We start from the raw sequence: 19,888 nt of genomic DNA, 5'->3' as shown, positions 1-19,888 counted from the left end.
AACGACTGAGCGGTAGTATTATACCTCTTCCTCTTTGAGTTGCCGTTTACGACGCCATATAAGAGATACGTCAGCAGAACGAGCAGCACGATGAAGATGAGCAGATCAAAAACGATAGTCCGAAATAGGCGTAATGGAGCGCGCCATCCCCGACGTACTCAACGTCGACATCGTCGACAAGGCAATGTTCTTTCTGTGTCTCCACCTTGACTCGGTTGACGCAGATATTGGCGATTGATACGATGCTGGAGCTATCAACCCGTCATTCAGCTGTGGGACATCCGCAGCTGACATCCTTGTGTCAGCACGATGGGTGTTGGCAGTTTGGTCCGTCATCGCGGTGAGGAACACTGTGAGCATCGGTCTCCGCGGGGGCTGCAGGGTGAACAGTAAGGTCACGAGAGGCTTGCAGATGAGGTGTTACGGCGGGCAACGTTCATATCTCATCCTACTACCTCAATATCGTAGGTCACGAGAACCCACAGGACAGCGGCAGGAGTGGTAGAGTCACGTGCGAGTCCTCGATTTGCTGGTTTCCCAGCATGCGTAATGGCTGTCTTTAGGTATATTTGCTTCCATCACTGGCCGTTTCGCCGTCGTCTCAAGGATTGCTGAAGATCTGCTCCCAGGGCCGCGAAGTCCCGAGTACAGACACAAATTTAGAGTAGCAGGGTAGTATGATGGGTCAGACGGTGAATCTTCAGGACGGGTTCCCAACGGAAGTAGTTAAACAAAGACGTTTTCTACCCATAGTAGACTGTCTTTAGCGGGGAGAGCTGGTCTACTCTCTCCAAAACCCTATAGTTGGTTTCAGTGGATCTACTGGTGCCCTAACACTGTCTTCACTATTTTCCAGAACGCTACCCCGAATTATCGAAGATGATCTGGATCAACACTCTACAGAACGTCCGAAAGTGGTTTTAGATAGGAACAAGAGTGTAATTCACAGAAAACATTTTGTGTCAGACGTAGCTTTTTACGTTCGAGAGCCAGAAAGGGTGATACAACTATTTTTGTATCTCACCATCGGAATCATTTGGATAGTTACCCCCTTCAAAATTGTCTCTACATCTCACTGTCTCGTTTACGTTAACGATTTCGCGGATAGCAGGCGCTCCATTAGTTCCAGTATTGCGTGCGCTGATCGGCGAGTACGGCCTTCGTTTTAGGGTTCTATAATTCTAAGACTGCGAACAACGTCCCTTGTTCGGAGGGTGAGAATGACTCGGATCGGACAGCGTGTCTACCTCCACAGCATGGCACTCAGAAAGGCAATTCTCGCGCACTTCTCGAGTCACTAGGTGACGAGATCCTTGATATTAGATCAAGGATGCATTGGTAAATAGCCGCTCAGGCCACCCTCTTCAAGAACAGGTAGGTTATGAATGCTCCAGTAAATTCCAGTTCAATGCACCTTGATAAGCTACGCCGCGGAGACGGAGTTCGGTAAGCGGCTCGCCGATGATGCGTTCGCCATTACCTCACCGTCGATGTCTCCTTCTGCATTACTCGATTCTGGCTCCGTAACCCAAAATTCCAATCATCCTCAATATCACGATGCCACAATTCGATTGTATCTTGGATCAACGTGGGATTTGGTGAGGATAGCATGATTCTGCTCGGATTAGTTCGCGTAGCGGCCTGTTGAACGTGCGAGTGGCCTTTTCCGAGATACGATATCATTTGTTGTAAGCTGCGTTAGAGGGAAGGTGCGACAGCGTGCATTGTGAGTGTCAAGGTGATCGTCGCGTTTGGCACCTCGGCGTTCTGCGAGAAGCCGCAGAATGACGATTGAGAACGCGATTCGCACGAACAGGTAATTATATCCTTCCGCTGGCTGTGGCGATCACATGGATCTCGAACTCGGCGGGAGTCGCGTGTACGTGACGGCGGCAAGTGGTGGTATCGGGCGAGCGGTGGCGGAAGCGTTCGTCCGCGAGGGGGCCCGCGTCGTCGTCTCCTCGCGCGACCCGGACAACCTCCAGGAGGCCGCGCGGTCGATCCGTGCGGCGACCGAGTGTGACGACGACGCAATCGATTGGGTGGTCTGTGACCTGACCGACGAGGCCGCGGTCCGCACTGCGACGGACGACGCGATGGACCGCCTGGGCGGGCTGGATGTCCTCGTGACCAACCACGGCGGCCCGGCGACGACGCGGTTTCCGGACCTCTCGATCAACGCGTTCGACGATGCGTACCGCGGCATTCTGCGGAGCACCATCCTGACGTGTGAGCGCGCGCTTCCGGCGCTCTGCGAAAGCACCGGCGCGATAACCAATCTCGTTGCGGCGTCGGCGCTGGAGCCGTCCGCCGGCGGTGCCCTCGGAAACGTCTTCCGACCCGGAATCTACGGTCTCTCGAAAGTGCTGGCTGAGGAGTACGGCGAAGATGGCGTCCGAGTAAACTGCGTCTCTCCCCGCGGGGTCATGTCCGAACGGATTGAGAACAAGATCTCGGAGTTAGCCGACCGTGAGGGCATAAGCGAGCGAGAAGCCCGGAGGCGCCGCGTTGCGGAACTCCCGCTCGAGGACCTCGGAACGCCGTCGGCGTTCGCGCGTGCCGTCGCCTTCCTTTCCTCCCCCGCGGCGGAGTATATCACCGGCTCGATCCTGCCCGTCGACGGTGGGTGGCACCGACACGCGTTTTAGCGGTGACGCCTCGCGGAGCGGTCTGTCGCCGTTTCGGGTGCCGCCTCCGCGCCAGTGACAGGATCACGAACAGCCCCGCCGCAAGGAGCGTGAGAACGGCGTATGCGTAGAACACCTCCGCCGCGAAGCCGCGGTCAAGCAGGGTGCCGGTCGCCGCGGCGGCGGTCGAACCGACGGCGAAAAAGTGGGTTCGTCGAATGAACCCGTACTCGCTCCCCTGCTCCGAATCTTGGAGCGCCGCCGGGATGTAGCCGTTGCTGACGCCGCCGCTATAGCGGAGAACGCGTCGAAAAGGAACGGCGCGACCGCCGGAGTGACGTCCTTCTCGACGGATAGGTACGTCAGGAGAAACACAGAGAGCCTCTGGTAGACGAACGTCATCAGCGCGAGCGCGGCGGTCGCCCGAAAGACGGCGGGACCGAGGAGCTGACCGCCGACAGCCCGCAAGCCGCCCGCGGTTCGACGCAAAAGAAGGGTTCGAGGCGTGACACGGGGCGTCCGAGTGCCGCCAGAGCGCGGGACGACGGCCTACGTCCCAGCGAGGGCAGCTGCGAAGGCCGGTACCGTGACGAGGTGGCCCGGGTACCTCCCGATCACGGCCGTGATAGCGCCTGCAACGGCCGGGAGGACGGCGAAGCCGAGATTCCGCGCGGCGAATGTCGCGCCGAGCGCACTGCTCCGTCGTCTTTCATAAACGGCCGAGAGAATCGTCACTCGCGGCGGGACGTAGAATTCCACACCGACGCCGAAGAGGAGGCCGACGAGAACGACGACTACCGGTTCTCGAAGCACACTACCGACGAAGGTAGTCGATTCCTTCCGTCCTTCCGCGACCTCCTCCCCTAACATCGGTGTCAATCGTTCCGCGACGGGCCGAGTCGGCTCCCCGGCGGCACGGCGACGAATCGGTCGTCGACGGGGCGGCGTTCGAGAGCGGCGGCGACGCTGGCAACGAGCGTGTCGATGATTCGAACACGCGCTCGGACGGACGACGCGCCCATGTGCGGCGTAAGGACGACGCTTTCGCGGTCGTGGAGTGGCGAGTCGGGGGGGAGCGGTTCGGTTTCGAAAACGTCGAGTCCAGCACCGGCGATTCGCCCATCGTCGAGCGCGTTCACCAGCGCAGCGGTGTCGACGATCGGGCCGCGGGCAGTGTTGACGAGCGTCGCGTTCGACCGCATGCGGTCGAACGCCGCGGCGTCCATCATGCCGCACGTCTCGTCGGTGAGCTCCGCGGTGACGACGACGGCGTCGGAAGACACGAGGAGTTCGTCGAACTCGACGAGCGTTGCGCCAGTGACGTCGGTATCGATCTCGTAGACGTACGGATCGTACGCGAGGACGTGACGTTGAAGCCGGTAAGTAGACCGGCGAACCGGCGTCCCACGTCGCCAAACCCGACGATCCCGACGGTGGTACCGGTCACGGGTCGGCTCGTCGGCATCGTGTCGCGCCACCCGCCCGCGCGGAGCGTGTCACGTCCTGCGACGACGTTGCGGTTGACGGTCAACAGAAGCGCCAACGCGTGCTCGGCGACCGACAGCGCGTTGAAACCGGGGGTGTAGATGACGCCAACGCCGAAGTCGGCAGCCGCACTGAGATCGACGCTATCGAGGCCGGTTCCGACCTTCGCGACGAGTTCGAGCGACGACGCTCGTCGAAGCACGCGCTCCGAGACGGGAAGCCGGGACGTAGTAAAGAGGACCGACTGCCCCTCAAGCGACTCGATGAGCGCCTCCTCGGTGGAGTCGACGCCGAACGTGAGATCGAACCGATTCGTCGACCGCTCGCGGAGGCGTTCAGCAGGCTGGATGTCCTGATCGACGAGGGCTCGGGGGAGCGACGTCATGTGCCTTCGTTCAAGACGGCGACGACAGGGCAGTCGGACCGCAGGAGAACGGACTGGGTGACGCTACCGAACAGGGCCTTCCCCACCGGCGAACGCTGGCGACCGCCGACGACGACGTATCGGGCGCTCTCGTTCCGGGCGTACGTGACCACGGCATCGGCCGGATCGCCGACGAGGCCAACAGGCGTAGCCTCAACGTCCGCGGTGTCGATGGCGTCTGCAGCGATTTCGCGAGCCAGCTCCCTGACGTCGTCGAGGTCGACGGTCCGTCCGGTCTGCTCGACACTGTCCTCCTCTAACGCTTGGAACGCCTTGCGATCCATCGAGTGGACCACGCGGAGTTCGTCGCCGAAGGCGGCGGCGAGTTTTTGTCCTTCTTCGATGAGCGCGGTCTTCGGTCCGGACCGATCGACTGCGACGACGATAGGCATCGTCAACGGACACGAACCACTGCCTAATAAGCCTATGGACGACCGTTCAGGCGACCAGCGGCCAGTAGACCAGCCACGAAACGGCGATCACCAGCGCCCCGTAACACATAGTCACGAGTCCAAATGCGAAGACGTCCCAGTTAGACAGCGGGCCGCGGTCGAACGAGAGGAGGACGGAGGTCGTATTGAATGGAAGAAAGGTCGTAGAGCCGACGATGATGAGAACCGAGAGGGCGAGATAGAGCCGGTTTACCCCCAGTGCCTCTCCGAAGCTGAGCAGGATGGGGAGGACGACGATGATGGCGGCCGAAGCGGTCGAGAAGAACACTCGGATGAGGACCGCGAGCGCGAGGAGCGTTGCGACAGTCTCCCCGTAGGCGAGCGACGTAAACGGAATCGCGCCGGTTATCGTATCGACGATGTAGGAGAGCGTGCCCGTCGCATCCATTGCTTCGAGGATGGAGAACATGGTCCCGATGACGAAGAGAATCCCCCAACTGACGTTCGCGATGTCCTCGCGGGAGATGACGCCGACGCCGGGAAGCGCTAGCACCCCGACCGCGAGTGCAGCGGGGACGATGGTCGGCACGCCGACGAAGGACCCGATCACCCAGAGGAGGACGGCTCCGACCATGACGCCGGCGACGATGCGCTGTTCGTCCGTGAACGAGTCCGTCGGCGCCGCGTCGAACGTTTCCGCCGGGGTCGAAATACCCCCGTTTGCGCGCGCCGCCGACGCGTCGAGTTCCGAGAGTGCGCCGTAGAACCGCTCTGCGGTCAGCGCGGACAGGACGTAAAGAACCACAACCGGCGGAATCATCAGGACGGCCCACTCGACCCACGTTATCGGGCGAATCTCTGCCTGGACGAGTTCGGAGGTGATGATCGCCATCCCGCCGCCCGTCATGAGCGCCATCGACGCGATCGGATTGACGTGTCCGAGAATTAGAAACGACGATCGTTCGAAGTCGCTCCCGTGGCCGACGCCGTACGCCTCGGAGAGTTTTCGGACGACCGGGATGAACGTCACCGCGCGCGCGACTGCGGACGGCATGACGAACGAGAGCGCGAGCAGGTTCATCGAGAGCGACCTGAGGGGCCGCGGCGAGCGGTCGCCCGCTGACAGGAGTTTGGAGGCGAACCAGACGTCGAGATTCACCTTTGCGATAGTTTGACCGAGCAGGAGCAGGAGAAACAGGAAGAACACGAGCGTCGAAGCGAACCCGATGGCCGCCGCTCGAAACGTCTCGACGGCGCCGAGCGCGAAGAGGAGGGTGACGCTCAGCGTGCTCGAGACGACGTACGGGACGGCCTTCGTCAGCCAGAGAAGCAGCGAGAACACGAACACCGCAAAGACACCCTGCATCGATGGTGTGAGTCCCGGTGGCGGCGGAGACGCTATGCACCACAGTATCGCCGCACTCGCGGTGAGGAGACCGCCCCACGCGACTGCGTCCTGCAGCCAACCGGGGCGAGACTCACCGTCCAGGTCGGGGTCGTCGGTCATTGACGCGTCACACACCGACCAGCGTTAAAAGGCTTGTCGAGACGGTAAGGCGACGGAGTCAGGTCAGCCGGCGTTCGAGCTGTTCCTTCACCGCCGGGCCGAAGAGGACGACCAGGATGAGGATGACGATCAGCAGCGAAAGGGGCTCCGTGACGAATATCGAGTAGGACCCGCCGGACAACTGGAGCGATCGAATGAGGTTCTCCTCGGCGATCGGCCCGAGCACGACTCCCAGGACGAACGCGATGATCGAGTAGTTGTACTTGACCATCAGATAGCCGAGAATGCCGAGACTGACGACCGTCGCGACATCGATCCAGTTCGTTCTGAGCGTGTACCCACCGACCATCGAGAGGACGACGATCGTCGGAACGATGTAGTGGGTGTCGATCTGCGTGAGACCGCCGAGCTTCGTCACGAGGAAGACGCCGACGAGGAAGATGAACACGTTGCCGACGAGGAGGGCGAGCAGGAACGTGTATGTCGTCGCCAGTTCGGTTTCAAACAGTTGCGGACCTGGGCGGAGGCCGTGCATGAGGAGCCCCCCGAGGAGAACCGCCGTCGAGCCGCTCCCGGGAATGCCGAAGGAGATCGTGGGAATGAGCGATCCGCCGATGGTGCCGTTGTTAGACGCCTCGGAGGCGATCACGCCGAGCGGCTCGCCGTTACCGAACCGTTCGGGGGCGTTCGAACTCCGCATGGCCTCGCCGTACGAAAGGAAGTTGGAAACCGTCGCGCCGGAACCGGGAACCGCCCCGATGAACATCCCGATGAAGCTGGATTTGACGAGCGTCACCGGGTGACTGAGCGCTTCCTTGACGCCGGTAACGACGTTTCCCGTGAGTTCGATGCCTTCGGCCGCGATCCCGCCGCGCTGGGCGGAGAGCTTTATCATCTCCGCGATCGCGAACATCCCGATGAGGGCGGCGATGAAGTCGATCCCGTCGTAGAGGCTAAGCGAGCCGAATGTGTACCGCAACTCGGGTGAGTTCGGGGCAATTCCGATGGCGGTCAGGAGCATCCCGAAGGCGCCCGCAACGAGCGCCTTCACGGCGGAACCGTGGGCAACGACCCCTATCATAGAGAGGCCGAGGACAGCCATGAGGAAGTACTCGGGGGTCCCGAACAGGAGAACCACTTCGATGAGGATGGGCGAAATGAGAATGAGGGTGAGGACGGTCAACAGGCCGCCGAGGGACGACGACGTCGCCGATATCGACAGCGCGTCGACCGCTCGTCCCTGCTTCGACATCGGGTAGCCGTCGAACGTCGTTGCGGCGGCCGCCCCAGTGCCTGGAACGTTCACGAGGATTGCGGCGATGCTTCCGCCGTACATCGCCCCGCTGTACATGCTCACGAGGAGGACGATGGCGTTCACCGGCCCGAGTGGGAGCGTGAGCGGGAGGATGATGGCCATCCCGAGCGAGGAGCCGACGCCGGGCAGCGCCCCCGCGATCATCCCGAGGACGAGCCCGATGGCGATCCACATCGGGGTCGGCCACGTAAAAAGCGTCTGGGCCGCCTCGGCGAGAGCGCTCACGGTAGCCATGAGACCCCCTCCGTGAGCAGGAACGCGCCGCCGTCCATCGGAACGTTCAGCACGATCATGAAACTGTACGCGATCCCGAAGGCGATTGCGGCGAGAAGCGCCGTGTAAAGCGGACGAAGACGGAACCAGACGCCGTAGGCGACGACGAACAGCGGCGTCGCCCAGAGCAGGCCCACGGAGTACCCCAAAATCGCGTACGCGATGACGGACAGCGAGGTGAACAGCGAGTCGTGAACGGGTCGTCCAACCGTCGAGATCGCGCGCTCGTCGGCCGACGTTCCGGCTTCTCGCACGCTCTCGACGATCTCCTGACGTTCCGCGAACTCCTCGTCGGCCTCGAACATCCCGCCGGACGCAACGAGGGGATTTCGGAGCGGTTCAGGGAGGAAGTCGCGAACAAGAAGGAGGACGGATCCGACGAGAACAACGCTGGCGGTGAGGCGAGGGAACCGTGCGGCGCTCTGTATATCGAACTGCGTCGTCCCCCAGAGCATGTACCCCGAGGTTGCGGCCATAACAAGTATCAACACGGTCTCCTGGTCGATTACCTCCGTCGTGAGCCGCCGGTACCACTCTCCGAAGACCGTTGAGTCCGTACGTGCTTTGCGTTCATTTGCCATGTGGATAACAACCACTAAGTGAGCCGTGATAAATCCTGCGGGGAGACAGCCGAAGAGCTGCGATCAGTTTGCGGCTTCGCGGACCTCTTCGAGATCGACGTTCTCGGGGATCTGTTCGAACGCATCTGCGACGGCGGACTCGGCGGCCTCCGGCGGACCGTACTCGATGACGTTGCCAGTGTTCTCGGACCACGTCTGGACTTTCTCCGTCTGGAGTGCGGTCTCCAGCGCGCCGGTGAGCGTCTGGACCACGTCGTCCGGAGTCTCAGGCGGCAGGAACATACAGCGACGGAGCTGGCCGAGGTAGTCGATGTTCGGGAAGCCCTCGTCCGCGACCGACTGGAGCTCGGGGAAGACGGAGGTTCCCTCACTCGACAGGCACGTAACCGTGTTGATTCGCCCGTCCTCCACCGCAGCGGCCGCGGCGGTGTCGGTGCTGATAGAGACCGGTACCTCGTTCGAGACGACCGCCTGAACGGCTGGACCGGACCCGTCATAGCCGACGTACTGCTCCCAGGATAACCCGTACTCGTCGTTCCCCTTCATCAAGAGAGCGAGCACGTGGTCGACGCCGCCGCGCTCTTTTCCGGCGAACGTCGTCAGCTCGCCCGACTGGTACCGCTCGACGAGGTCTGACATGTCTTCGATCTCGTGTTCCGGGTTAGCGACGATCACGAACGGTGTGCGAGCGTACGCTCCCACGCCCACGAGCTTCCGAAGGTCGTAATCCGGGGGGTTCACCATCGCCGAGACCGGCGTCGACGGTGGGTTGAACCCTCCGAAAGTCGAGCCGTCCGGCTTCGAAATGTAGAGTTTCCCTGTGCCGCGGAGCGACGCCGCTCCCGGAATGTTCTCGATGGCGATGTTCACGCCGAGCTCCTCGGCCATCATGGGAATCACCTGGCGGGCGTAGGTGTCGGTGCCGCCGCCCTCGGAGAACGGGACGATGTACCGGAGGTCACCTGACGGGTACCCGGAGCCGGAGTTGTTGTTCGATCCCGAGCCGCCGCCCGAACCCGAGTTGTCGTTCGCTTCACCTGAACATCCGGCCAACCCGGCCATCGAGGCCGCCGAGGCCGCGCCGGAGTACTTCAGGAATGTCCGACGGTTCACGGACTGTCCGTTGTCCTCATCTGACATGGCAAGTTTGCACTTAGTTCGTCTATATATAAGTTTTTTGCACGATAGCGCGAGGAGTCGGACGCTATCGGACGATACGGAGAGGAATGAAACGGAAAGTAACTCAGAAGAAAGTGAATTCTCCGTCCTCAAGGACAGCTTCGCCGTCGAGTTCGAGGGTCGGTTCGGCCATCATCGCATCGAAGTGAACCGGCGCACGCGTGGTGCCGCCCAGATTGCTACTCGTTCCGATGCCGAAGTGAACGTTGCCGTACCGACCGTGGTCGTTCGAGAACCAGCCGTTGAACTCCCGGCACTCGGGATTCATCCCGACGGCGAGCTGGGCGATGTTGTAGACGGCGGGGTCGTCGTGTTCGGCCCACACGCTCGCGATACGTTCGGCCTCGCGTCCCCCGTCGACGGATGTGACCGCGCCGTCTTCGATCTCCATCGTCACCGGCGTCTCGAGAACGCCGATGTCGAGATTCGGAATCGCGCCGTCAAAAACGACCGTTCCTTCGGTCGTCCCTTCGACCGGGGCGATGTTCGATTCGATGTGAACGAGTGCGGTGAACTCGCCCGGTTCGTCCGCGATTCCGGGGTGAGCGTTGCCCGGCCGTCCCTCGAGGCCGACGGTGACGTCGGTGCCCTGTGGCGAGGTGATGCGCGCCTCGCTCGCCTCCGTGAACCTCTCCGCCATCGCCTCGCAGTTCGGTCGCATCCCCTTGTAGTCGGCGTAGAGCCCGCCCGTAATCAGTTGCTCTCTGGTGAACTTCACCATACTGACGACGCGCGCGCCGGCGTCCTTCGCTCTCGCGACGGCACTCGAATGGGTGATAGAGCGGTGAACGGGAGTGATAATCACGTCGGCTTCGAGCATTGCGGCGGCGACCGTCGCCTCCGGTTCGTTGCCATCGTACTCGCGGGGGTCCATGAGCGTCATAGACACGTTGGCGTCGCGCTCGTTGGCGGCGGCGGCGACGCGCTCGGCGATGCCCGCGACTTCCCAGTCGGAGACCACCAGCACGTCCTCCCCCGGTTCGACGGCGGCACAGGTTTCGACGACAATACTCGCACCTTTCATCTCCTGGACGGAGTTCATAGCGGGCGATGATTTCGAGTACTGGTATATAGTGGTTCCCCCTCGGTGGGAACGCCGCGCTGCGACCAGCTTTCGACAGACGGTAACCTCGTCCGCTCCGCGCCGCTATTCCGTATCTCGGGAGGGACCGCAATATTCGGCCTCCGGCGAAACTACTATCTATACGCATTACCCCGATGAAGACGGACGATGAATGTCATTAGCGATCATGACGTTATTGTAGTGGGGTGTGGCATCGCCGGGCTTTCCGCCGCGAACCGCGCGGTCGAACTCGGATACGACGTTGGCGTCCTAGAGAAGGCGCCGCAAGAACACCGTGGCGGACACACCCGCTTCAGCGAGTCGTTCCGCGTCCCGTCGACCGACACCGACATCGGACAGTACGGCTACGAGTTTGCAATCGACGATTACTCGCCGGACGATTTCTACGACGACATCATAAAACAGACGAACGGCCGAGCCGATCCCGACATCGCTCGGACGCTCGTGGACAACGCGGGTCCAACCGTCGAGTGGCTCACGGACCGCGGCGTCTCGTGGGACATGGAGCCGCTCAACGTCGGTTACACCGTCTCGCGAACCTTCTTCGAGGGGGAAGAACTCGTCTCGACGCTGGTCGAGGCGGCCGAAGCGGACGGTGCGACGTTCTATTACCGGACAGAAGCTCGCGAACTCGCGCTCGACGAACGGGGTGAGGTCGCCGGCGTCCGCGCTCGAACCGACGACGGATTCGTGGAGTTCGCAGCCCACGCCGTCGTCGTCGGCGCCGGCGGCTATGAGTCGAGCGAGGAAAAGCGGACCCGCTACTACGGATCCGACTACGACGCAATGAAAGTCCGCGGAAGCCGATACAACACCGGGGAAGCCATCGACATGCTCATCGACATCGGTGCCGACGCGGTCGGTCAGTGGGGCGGCGCACACATGGCGCTCATCGACAGCGCGTCGCCGGACGTCGAGGGGGGCGCGAACCGCGTCGACGGTTACCAGTACGGCGTCATCCTCAACAACGAGGGCGAGCGCTTCTTCGACGAAGGAGAGGACGCCCGCGCTCACACGTACGCGAAGCTCGGCCGACGCATCTTCGAACAGCCCGGCCACACAGCGTACATCGTCGTCGACGAGCCGTTGAAGCGGTACGTGCGAGCCACCGGGCCATCAGATCCTGTCGTCGGCGAGACAGTCGACGCGGTGCTGGAAGAGCTCGGATGCGAGAAGCCGGTCGCCGGAGCCAAGACGGTCAGGGAGTTCAACGCTGCGTGCACCCCCGGCGAGTTCGATCCCGACGCTCTCGACGGAAACTGCACGGAGGGGCTGGACGTCGAGAAGACGAACTGGGCGCTGCCCATCGACGAGCCGCCGTTCCACGGCTACAGCGTCACCGGCGGAATCACGTTCGGTTTCGGCGGCGTTGCATCCGACACGGACGCCCGCGCGCTCGACACCGTCGGCCGACCTATCTCCGGGCTCTACGTGGCGGGTAACACCGTCGGCGGACTGTTCTTCGACAACTATCCCGGCGGGACCGGTCTCTCCAACGGCGCCGTATACGGGAAAATTGCCGCCGAAAGCGCCGCAGCGTTCCTGGAGGGAGAGTAGATGGACCAACAGTCCGTCCGCTGTGCGATCGTCCGCGGGGGCACGAGCAAAGGGGTATTCATCCCCTGCGAGGAGCTCCCGGCGGACGACCGAGACGCTGCCGTCCTGTCGCTGTTCGGGAGCCCCGACGACCGGCAGATCGACGGCCTCGGAGGGGCGACTTCGACGACCTCGAAGCTCATGATCGTCGGACCGGCCGGGGACGAGGTGCCCACCGACGCGGACGTCGACATCGTATACACGTTCGGACAGGTCGCCGTCAACGAGCCCGTCGTCGACTACGGCGGCAATTGCGGAAACCTGACCTGCGCCGTCGGAGCGTTCGCCGTGGACGAGGGAATGGTCGACGTGCCGGCGGAGGCCGAGGCGGTTGATCTCCGGCTGTACAACACGAACACCGACTCGACGATCGAACAACGAATCCCGCTGTCGGGCAACCACGCGGCCACGCGCGGGGAGTTCAAAGTGCACGGCGTTCCCGGAACTGGCGCGCGGGTCGACACGACGTTTCTCGACCCAGCGGGCGCGGTCACGGACGAACTCTTCCCGCTCGGCGGGCCGACGGTCGAACTAGAGATCGACGGCGAGGCGCTCGAGATGACCGTCCTCGACGTCACGACGCCGATCGCGTTCGTCCGGTCGTCAGATCTGGGGCTCACCGCCACGGAAGGCCCCGAACGGATCGACGGCGACACCGCGTTGCTCGAACGACTCGAACGCATTCGCGGGAGGGTCTGCGCCGAACTCGGTCTCGTGGACGACCCGGCCCGGGCGTCCGTCGAATCGCCGGGGTTCCCCAAGCTCGTCTTCGTCGCTCCCCCGACGGACTACGCGACGACTGAGGGAGGGAGGGTCCGCGAAGACGAAGTGAATCTCGCGGCGCGCTACATGAGTATGCAGAAGCTCCATCCCGTTTACGCCGTCACCGGCGTCTCTTGTACGGCCGCGGCCGCGCTACTGCCGGGGACGATTCCAAACGAGGCGGCAGAGCTCGACGGGGAAACGGTAACGCTCGGTCACCCGAAAGGGACGATGTCGGCAACGGTTCGTCTTGACCCTGACGCGCCGCGCGTCGAGGCCGTGACGGTGTACCGAACGCAGCGCCGGTTGATGGACGGCACCGGCTACTACGTGACCGACACGCAGTCGTGACGATTATCTTACAAAAGACATATACAGGGTGACAATCTCTACCAAGTAGAACGATGACGCAGGACCTAGTGGACCTAGAGATGTCGAGCGCCTCGTACGCGATCGTCGAACAGTGTTTGAGCGTGGAGCCGGGAGAGGAGGTGCTCGTCATCACCGATCCGAAAACGTTCGGCGTTGGCCGGAGCATCGCAGCGGCGGCAAACGGCTTGGATGCCGAAGTGGTCACATCGGTGATGCCACTCCTCGAGAGTCACGGAAACGAGCCGCTTGACACCATCGCCGAGTCGATGGCGACCGCAGACGTCGCCTTCACGTGTACGACGCACGCCATCACTCACACTCGGGCGCGACTGCGGGCCGCCCGCGAAGGAACCCGGATCGGGATCCTCCGCGGTGTGACCGAAGAGATGATGATCGAAGGAGCGATGACGGTCGACTTCGAGGCACTTCGGCGGCGGACGGAGGCGGTTTGCGACCTCATCACCGATGCCGACAGCGCGCACGTCACCGGGGACAACGGTACGGACGTCAAATTCGAGCTCGACGGCTGTCGGTCGTTCTCGCTCGACGGGTACTTCCACGAGGAGTACGGCTTCGCCACGCTTCCGCCGGGCGAGGCGCCGACGCACCCGAAGGAGGGGACGGCGAACGGAACGATCGTCGTCGATGTCTCGATGGACAACCTCGGGCAGCTGGACGCACCCGTCGAACTGGGCCTCGAAGACGGGTTCGTGACCGACGTCGACGGCGGTGCTCAGGCTGAGGAGTTAGCGGCCATCTTCGACGCCAACGGAAAGAACGCCCGTAACCTCGCCGAATTCGCCATCGGTACCAATCCGAAGGCGAAGCTCATCGGCAATCTCGCGGAAGACAAGAAACGCGAAGGAACGGTGCACTTCGCCGTCGGCGACAACGAATCGCTCGGCGGGACGACGAAGAGCGACATCCACCTCGACGGGGTCATCCGCCGGCCGACCGTCCGCCTCGACGACACCGTCGTCGTCAAGGACGGCCGCCTCCGTCGCGAGCTCTTCGACTGACCGCCGCGGGCATCTACTTTTCCAGGCACCACTCGCCGAGTGAACGCCGAACGACCGTTCGACGCGCGGATACATCTCTGTCGACTGGCGTACGGCGAAAATTGTGCGGCGATATGACTCGTATTCATTCTGTATATTCGGATATCGGCGTCATCCCGATTGTACCCGTGCTTGGTACCTCATCTAGCGATTTTATTCCGTTCCGATTGTCCTGTGTGGTCATTCTTTTGAATTCAATGGACAAGCGTCAAACAAACTAGCGTCAGTCGGTCTCTCACAATACAGTACTGCCGCCTGTTCAAATCGGGATACTATCAGCCTAGTCGGACGCTCGTTCGACCATCTCACGCCGAGTTGAGGCGGAAAACCGCCGATCCCATAATACGGAATTTTATTACGGTGGGGACGTACGTTCTCATATGACCACCCATCAAACGCGATCGACGGTTTCGACGGTCGATACGAACTTCGATATCATACACGCTCTGCGGGAGCGGAAGAGTGCGCAGATAAAGGAGTTGGCCGAGGCGCTAGATCTCGCTCCTAGTACCGTCCACCGCCACCTCCTCACGCTCCGCCAACGTGGCTACGTCACGAAGCGTGGCGAATCGTACCAGCTCGGAATGCGCTTTCTGACCCTCGGCGGCCACGTCCAGACCCGACACCCGGCCTTTGAACTCGCGAGACAGAAGGTCGATCAAGTCGCGGACGAGACCGGCGAGCGCGTCCAATTCATCGTAGAAGAGCACGGTCACCGCATCTACCTGTACACCCAGATCGGCGAAAACGCGGTTCAAACCGACGCCAGCATCGGCAAACGCGGCCACCTTCACACCAGCGCCGCCGGAAAAGCCATCCTTGCGAACTTTCCAGAAGAGCGTGTCGAATTGATCCTTGACGAACACGGACTCCCGGCGTACACGCCGAATACAATCACCGATCGCGACGAGCTGTTCGCAGAACTCGCTGAAATCCGCGAACGCGGCTACGCGTACAACGTCGAAGAGTCCACCCCGGGGCTCAGTGCCGTCGGTAGCGCCGTCTGCGCGTCCGATGGCACCGTCGTCGGTGCCCTGAGCATCTCGGGCCCCGTCCATCGGTTCAAGGGTGAGACGTTCGAAGAGGAACTTCCCAGCCTCGTACTCGGATCTACGAACGAGATGGAACTCAAACTCGAGTTTTCGTGAGGCGATCGCTGCTCGCTCGGATTACCGGTCATCCCTTGCACTACGATCAGTTGGCATTACACTCGTATCGATGTAATCTCGCACGTCCCTGTGGCGAGTCGCCTTACCAGCAGTTCCTTGTATCTCGTCTTTCTATCCGTTCAAGCACACCAAGACCGGAAATACGAGATAGAGTTTTGGCGTGTTTACACATTCGTTCGCTCACGAACGCCCGGACGGACTCCTCCTGATGGCACAAACACTATCTAATTAGCGGATATTCCGTTTGCTTTAGGTGAATGGGTTTTGCCCTGTACGGACAGTTTCACCGAGTGACGTAATCCTGCCAGTAGCCGGTATCCACCCTAGAAGTCGTACTACCGACGTCCTCCCTCCTGCAGTGACAATGGTGCGCCTGTTCGCCATTTGCGGGGAGAGTCGCTTCTCTACTGGCACAGATCCGTCATTCCCGGCGAAAAATCAGATCGCTAAATCAGCCGTTTGGAGGTTAACTTCGATGACGTTAGCAGCCTGAACGACTCGTTCGGGGATCTCCTTTCGGAAGACGTCCTCTCTGATCCGACGAACCGGCGCAGACAGGCTCACGGCGCCGAGAAGCGTATTATCGCGATCGGTGATCGGTGCCGCAACGGCGCGCATCCCCTGGATCTCCTCCTCGTCGTTGAGGGCGAATCCTCGCTCACGGACCCGTTCGAGCGTCTCCAGCAGCGTTTCCTCGTCGGTGATCGTGTTCGGAGTCCGAGGCACGAAGTCGAGGCGGTCGATGATCTCGCGGATCCGCCGATCGGGCAGGTGCGCCAGGATCACCTTCCCGGAAGCGGTGCACTGGAGGTGCTCACGCGGTGCTTCCCGGTTCTGGACGTAGAATTTCATCCCGACGGCGTGTTCGCCGAACGCCTCGTAGAGGCTGACTTCGTACCCGTTCTGCTCGACGATGAGGTGAGCGCACTCACCGGTTTCGGTAGCGAGGCGGTCGATCTCTTCTTTTCCCGCTCGATAGAGGTCCGAACGGTTCCGGACGTGCTCGCCGAGCGCCACGAAGTGAAAACTGAGACGGTACGAGTTCCCCTCCTGAACGACGTACCCTCGCTGTCGAAGCGTCGCGAGGTACGTGTGTACCGTCCCAACCGATCGGTTGACGTGCTCTGCGATTTCCGACACGCCGGCTCCGTCGAGTCGCCGCAGGGTTTCGATGATCTCGAGCGTCGTTTCGGCCGATTTGACCGTTCGAGGAGGATCGCTTTGTGAGGCCATTGTGTCGTGTCATTAGCTACCGATCACCAAGTACTTTCGGGTATATCAAAACGCCTGCCACCGTGGATTACAGGCGTACTTTTGTAACGATAAGGACGTGCACGGGGACTGACTTGCGGACGGCGCAAGTTCAGGATGAACGACGCCTCAGCCGGTGAACCGGCCAAACGATCCGTTTTGGAACTATCAAATAGAGAAACGGTGAAGAGGGCTCGCCGTCGTCAGTGATCGGCGTTTTTCCACTTCTTCGCCGATTCGATGGCCATCCGTGGCGTTCTAGTTCGGAATTATCAAATGAGATGGTTCGGATATCCGCCTGTAGCCGTCGATCTGGACGATCGAGAATTCACGCGAAATCGGGAAGATTCAGTTGGAGACGGTTTCGACTGTCCGGGTCGCGGCGGCGCGCTCCCACGCTTCGCAGAGTTCCATGACCTCCACCGCTTGATCCGGGGACAGTTTCGCTGCGCCGGATTCGACACCGTTTCGGACCGTTTCGAGGAACGCGGCGAACTGCTCGTCGAGAATCGGGCTCTGCGTCCGGCCGAAGAGTTCGGTCCGACGACCAGCGGCGTTGCTGTGCCAGTGAATCCCCTCGTATCCTTCGTGTCTGGTCCGTATCGTCCCGTCGGTGCCGACGGCTTCGAACTCCCAGTTTCCGAGCGGTTCCCGGCAGTCGGTGGCGTACGTCATCGTCATCGTCCCGAGCGTCCCGTCTTCGAACCGAACCGTCGCGGTTCCGAGATCGGGATGCACGCTGTGCGGCGTATTCAGGTTCGCGTACTCGGCGTACACGCGCTGCGGAACGGCGTCGATCAGCCAGAGTAACGCGTCCGCGGTGTAAAATGCCATCGCGTACGCTGCGCCCGCCTCCTGCGGTCCGTGTTCTGCGTTCGCCTCGATTCCCGCTTCGGGGACGCGGTCGTGGCGGATCGAAGCGTGCACGCGGAGCACGTCGCCGACGGCCCCCGTGCGGACGCGGTGAGCCAAGCCCATCACCGCGTCGTCAAACCGGGCCGGACTCGTCGTGACAGCGGGGACGTCCGCCTCCGCCGCCGCCGCGGCGATCCGGCGGGCTCCCTCGGCGGTCGCCGCCGGCGGTTTCGCCGTCAGGACGGGACGATCCGCTCGGAGGACGCGCGCGGCGTCGGCCGCCCGTCGAGTCGTTCGGCTCGCCACGACGACGCCGTCGACGGCGTCGTCCGAGAGTAACTCGTCGAGGTCGTCGTAGACTGGACAGTCGTACGCGGCGGCGAACGCGTCGGGCGTCGGTCGACCGAGCGCCGCAAGTTGCTCTCCCGTCGCGTCGCCGGGCACGACGCCCGCCACAGTCACGTCCGGGCGGGCGGCCGCCCGCTCGGCGTACGCTGGTCCGTAAAAGGACGCGAGCCCGACGATGCCGACGTCGATCGTCATCAGTCGGCGGGTTTGCCCGTCCTCGCTCGGCTTTCGATCCAGTCGTCGACGGGACGCTTGGCGACGTAGTAAATCACGCCGGCCACGACGGCGCTGCTGAGCGCGGGCACGAGGTACTCCGGCGCCAGAATCGCGAACACGGCGCCCACGATCCACGCGCCGACGGCGGTCGGGTTCCAGCCGCGGAGGTACCAGTACGTTCCGTCTCGGGTGAACAATTCGTCCTCGTCGAGGCCGCCCTCGAAGAGGTAGTAGTGAACGAGCAGGACGCCCGTCGTCGGGACGAGCGTTATCGTCAGCGCCGAGAGGAAACTCATGATGCCGCCGAAGCTGAAGATACCGGCGATGGCGAGAACAGTGCCGATGAGCCCGGTCAGCGTCGTCATGTACACCCGCTGCAGGCCCGTGATCTGCGAGAGGGCGATCCCGCCCGCGTACACGTTCGTGACGTTCGTCGTCCACGACCCCGCAACGAGCAGCAGGAGCCCGACGGATCCGAGACCGAGCTCTACCATGATATCGACGGGATTCCACGTGCCGGCTGCGGCGGCCGCGACGATGCCGATGGCGGCGAGCGCGATGGCGAACGCGACCCACGCGATGCTCGCCCCGAGACTCGGCCGATCTGGGTCCTCGGGCGTTCCGTATCGACCGTAGTCCATCGCGACGATGAGGAACGCGGCGGTCGCCGCGGGGAAGACGTTCAGCGCCGCCCAGAACGTCATCCCCTCGCCGCCGGTGCTCAGATCCGTCGAGTAATTGGTGACGATCTGGTAGACGACCATGGCGAGGAGGACCGTCATGATCGGCACCGCGATCTTGTTCAGCCACTCGATCCACTGATACCCGAAGATGGCGACCGACGCCATGACTAATCCGAGTATCGCGGCCAGCACGGCGAACGGAACCGAGTACCCGAAGTTCGCGAGGATCTGTTGCGTGCTCGATGCGACGATACCGGTCTGGACGCCGAACCAGCCCACGGTCGCGAGAACCATCGCCAGCGACGGGATGACGCGTCCCTGAATGCCGAACGGAGCCCGCATGGCCGTCGTACCGGCCGTCCCTTCGGTCGCCGCGATCTTCGTGCCGAGGTAGACGACGATGCCCACCAGGGCGATGCTGATCACCGCGGCGGCGAAACCGGTGACCAACCCCGCCGTCACCGTGAGCGATCCGAGCAGGAAGTTCGTGATGACGATGGTGAATCCCGCCCAGATCACGAATATCTGCCAGAACCCGCGGTTTCGATCCGACTCCGGAACGACGTTCACACCTTCGGTTTCGATTAACGGCATTTCGATTGTGATGTGTGTTATCATCTACTAAAGACTTTTCTCGTAACGATCTGATACGTGCTGAGATTCTTCCGATAGTACGATTGATCCAACGGCGTCAGCCCGGTGAGAGAGACG

17 protein-coding genes are annotated in these 19,888 nt (G+C 62.1%); 5 read left to right on the top strand and 12 right to left on the bottom strand.

Features of this window, described 5'->3' with window-relative positions:
- The first annotated feature begins 1,850 nt into the window (after positions 1-1,850).
- Complete coding sequence (locus CNO20_RS09155; RefSeq protein WP_101295850.1) at positions 1,851-2,648, top strand: SDR family oxidoreductase; 798 nt, start codon at positions 1,851-1,853, stop codon at positions 2,646-2,648.
- 528 nt (positions 2,649-3,176) lie between these two features.
- On the opposite strand, the gene CNO20_RS09150 is transcribed toward CNO20_RS09155, so the two are convergent.
- The 9 genes from CNO20_RS09150 to CNO20_RS09115 all read right to left on the bottom strand — a co-directional run bounded on the left by CNO20_RS09150 (position 3,177) and on the right by CNO20_RS09115 (position 10,825).
- The gene (locus CNO20_RS09150) at positions 3,177-3,497 is read right to left on the bottom strand and encodes a hypothetical protein (RefSeq protein WP_101295849.1); all 321 of its coding nucleotides are present in this window, start codon (positions 3,495-3,497) and stop codon (positions 3,177-3,179) included.
- 5 nt (positions 3,498-3,502) lie between these two features.
- Positions 3,503-3,910, bottom strand: a complete 408-nt coding sequence (locus CNO20_RS23705) for an NAD(P)-dependent oxidoreductase (RefSeq protein ID WP_233204040.1) — start codon at positions 3,908-3,910, stop codon at positions 3,503-3,505.
- Entirely contained in the window at positions 3,853-4,497 is a 645-nt protein-coding gene (locus CNO20_RS23700) for an NAD(P)-dependent oxidoreductase (RefSeq protein ID WP_233204036.1), read from the bottom strand. Before CNO20_RS23700 ends, CNO20_RS23705 begins: the two co-directional genes overlap by 58 nt.
- Positions 4,494-4,928 (bottom strand): universal stress protein, encoded by a 435-nt coding sequence (locus tag CNO20_RS09140; RefSeq protein ID WP_101295848.1) that lies wholly within the window; start codon positions 4,926-4,928, stop codon positions 4,494-4,496. The genes CNO20_RS23700 and CNO20_RS09140 overlap by 4 nt, the downstream gene beginning before the upstream one ends.
- A gap of 46 nt (positions 4,929-4,974) precedes the next feature.
- Positions 4,975-6,435 (bottom strand): SLC13 family permease, encoded by a 1,461-nt coding sequence (locus tag CNO20_RS09135; RefSeq protein WP_101295847.1) that lies wholly within the window; start codon positions 6,433-6,435, stop codon positions 4,975-4,977.
- A gap of 58 nt (positions 6,436-6,493) precedes the next feature.
- Complete coding sequence (locus CNO20_RS09130; protein ID WP_101295846.1) at positions 6,494-7,984, bottom strand: tripartite tricarboxylate transporter permease; 1,491 nt, start codon at positions 7,982-7,984, stop codon at positions 6,494-6,496.
- Positions 7,972-8,619, bottom strand: a complete 648-nt coding sequence (locus CNO20_RS09125; RefSeq protein WP_143423169.1) for a tripartite tricarboxylate transporter TctB family protein — start codon at positions 8,617-8,619, stop codon at positions 7,972-7,974. Before CNO20_RS09125 ends, CNO20_RS09130 begins: the two co-directional genes overlap by 13 nt.
- Positions 8,620-8,667: 48 nt before the next feature.
- Positions 8,668-9,744, bottom strand: a complete 1,077-nt coding sequence (locus CNO20_RS09120; protein WP_143423168.1) for a Bug family tripartite tricarboxylate transporter substrate binding protein — start codon at positions 9,742-9,744, stop codon at positions 8,668-8,670.
- A gap of 103 nt (positions 9,745-9,847) precedes the next feature.
- The gene (locus CNO20_RS09115) at positions 9,848-10,825 is read right to left on the bottom strand and encodes an aminopeptidase (RefSeq protein WP_101295844.1); all 978 of its coding nucleotides are present in this window, start codon (positions 10,823-10,825) and stop codon (positions 9,848-9,850) included.
- Between the two features lie 189 nt (positions 10,826-11,014).
- Here CNO20_RS09115 and tcuA point away from each other — a divergent pair, with 189 nt between their 5' ends.
- The 4 genes from tcuA to CNO20_RS09095 all read left to right on the top strand — a co-directional run bounded on the left by tcuA (position 11,015) and on the right by CNO20_RS09095 (position 15,803).
- Complete coding sequence (gene tcuA, locus CNO20_RS09110; protein ID WP_101295843.1) at positions 11,015-12,424, top strand: FAD-dependent tricarballylate dehydrogenase TcuA; 1,410 nt, start codon at positions 11,015-11,017, stop codon at positions 12,422-12,424.
- Positions 12,425-13,576 carry a 2-methylaconitate cis-trans isomerase PrpF family protein gene (locus tag CNO20_RS09105; protein WP_101295842.1) on the top strand — a complete coding sequence of 384 codons (1,152 nt, stop codon included), beginning with the start codon at positions 12,425-12,427 and terminating at the stop codon, positions 13,574-13,576.
- Positions 13,577-13,629: 53 nt separating this feature from the next.
- A complete protein-coding gene (locus CNO20_RS09100) occupies positions 13,630-14,616 on the top strand; it encodes an aminopeptidase (RefSeq protein WP_101295841.1) in 987 nt (328 codons plus the stop codon).
- 419 nt (positions 14,617-15,035) lie between these two features.
- Positions 15,036-15,803 carry an IclR family transcriptional regulator gene (locus tag CNO20_RS09095; protein WP_101295840.1) on the top strand — a complete coding sequence of 256 codons (768 nt, stop codon included), beginning with the start codon at positions 15,036-15,038 and terminating at the stop codon, positions 15,801-15,803.
- 459 nt (positions 15,804-16,262) lie between these two features.
- Here CNO20_RS09095 and CNO20_RS09090 read toward each other — a convergent pair whose 3' ends face one another.
- From CNO20_RS09090 to CNO20_RS09080, 3 genes are all read right to left on the bottom strand, one after another.
- Entirely contained in the window at positions 16,263-17,057 is a 795-nt protein-coding gene (locus tag CNO20_RS09090; protein ID WP_101295839.1) for an IclR family transcriptional regulator, read from the bottom strand.
- A 366-nt stretch (positions 17,058-17,423) separates the two neighbouring features.
- Positions 17,424-18,473: a Gfo/Idh/MocA family protein gene (locus CNO20_RS09085; protein WP_101295838.1), complete on the bottom strand. Its 1,050-nt coding sequence runs from the start codon at positions 18,471-18,473 to the stop codon at positions 17,424-17,426.
- Entirely contained in the window at positions 18,473-19,771 is a 1,299-nt protein-coding gene (locus CNO20_RS09080) for a purine-cytosine permease family protein (protein ID WP_158237382.1), read from the bottom strand. The genes CNO20_RS09085 and CNO20_RS09080 overlap by 1 nt, the downstream gene beginning before the upstream one ends.
- Between the last annotated feature and the right edge of the window lie 117 nt (positions 19,772-19,888).

Source organism: Halegenticoccus soli (genome assembly GCF_002844195.1).
Lineage (GTDB): Archaea > Halobacteriota > Halobacteria > Halobacteriales > Haloferacaceae > Halegenticoccus > Halegenticoccus soli.
This window is presented reverse-complemented; position numbering and strand designations above follow the sequence as displayed.

Coding starts and splice junctions, on each gene's coding strand:
- CNO20_RS09155 (WP_101295850.1), top strand. CDS start 1,851: ATGGATCTCGAACTCGGCGGGAGTCGCGTGTACGTGACGGCGGCAAGT.
- CNO20_RS09150 (WP_101295849.1), bottom strand. CDS start 3,497: ATGTTAGGGGAGGAGGTCGCGGAAGGACGGAAGGAATCGACTACCTTC.
- CNO20_RS23700 (WP_233204036.1), bottom strand. CDS start 4,497: ATGACGTCGCTCCCCCGAGCCCTCGTCGATCAGGACATCCAGCCTGCT.
- CNO20_RS09140 (WP_101295848.1), bottom strand. CDS start 4,928: ATGCCTATCGTCGTCGCAGTCGATCGGTCCGGACCGAAGACCGCGCTC.
- CNO20_RS09135 (WP_101295847.1), bottom strand. CDS start 6,435: ATGACCGACGACCCCGACCTGGACGGTGAGTCTCGCCCCGGTTGGCTG.
- CNO20_RS09130 (WP_101295846.1), bottom strand. CDS start 7,984: ATGGCTACCGTGAGCGCTCTCGCCGAGGCGGCCCAGACGCTTTTTACG.
- CNO20_RS09120 (WP_143423168.1), bottom strand. CDS start 9,744: ATGTCAGATGAGGACAACGGACAGTCCGTGAACCGTCGGACATTCCTG.
- CNO20_RS09115 (WP_101295844.1), bottom strand. CDS start 10,825: ATGAACTCCGTCCAGGAGATGAAAGGTGCGAGTATTGTCGTCGAAACC.
- tcuA (WP_101295843.1), top strand. CDS start 11,015: ATGAATGTCATTAGCGATCATGACGTTATTGTAGTGGGGTGTGGCATC.
- CNO20_RS09105 (WP_101295842.1), top strand. CDS start 12,425: ATGGACCAACAGTCCGTCCGCTGTGCGATCGTCCGCGGGGGCACGAGC.
- CNO20_RS09100 (WP_101295841.1), top strand. CDS start 13,630: ATGACGCAGGACCTAGTGGACCTAGAGATGTCGAGCGCCTCGTACGCG.
- CNO20_RS09095 (WP_101295840.1), top strand. CDS start 15,036: ATGACCACCCATCAAACGCGATCGACGGTTTCGACGGTCGATACGAAC.
- CNO20_RS09090 (WP_101295839.1), bottom strand. CDS start 17,057: ATGGCCTCACAAAGCGATCCTCCTCGAACGGTCAAATCGGCCGAAACG.
- CNO20_RS09085 (WP_101295838.1), bottom strand. CDS start 18,473: ATGACGATCGACGTCGGCATCGTCGGGCTCGCGTCCTTTTACGGACCA.
- CNO20_RS09080 (WP_158237382.1), bottom strand. CDS start 19,771: ATGCCGTTAATCGAAACCGAAGGTGTGAACGTCGTTCCGGAGTCGGAT.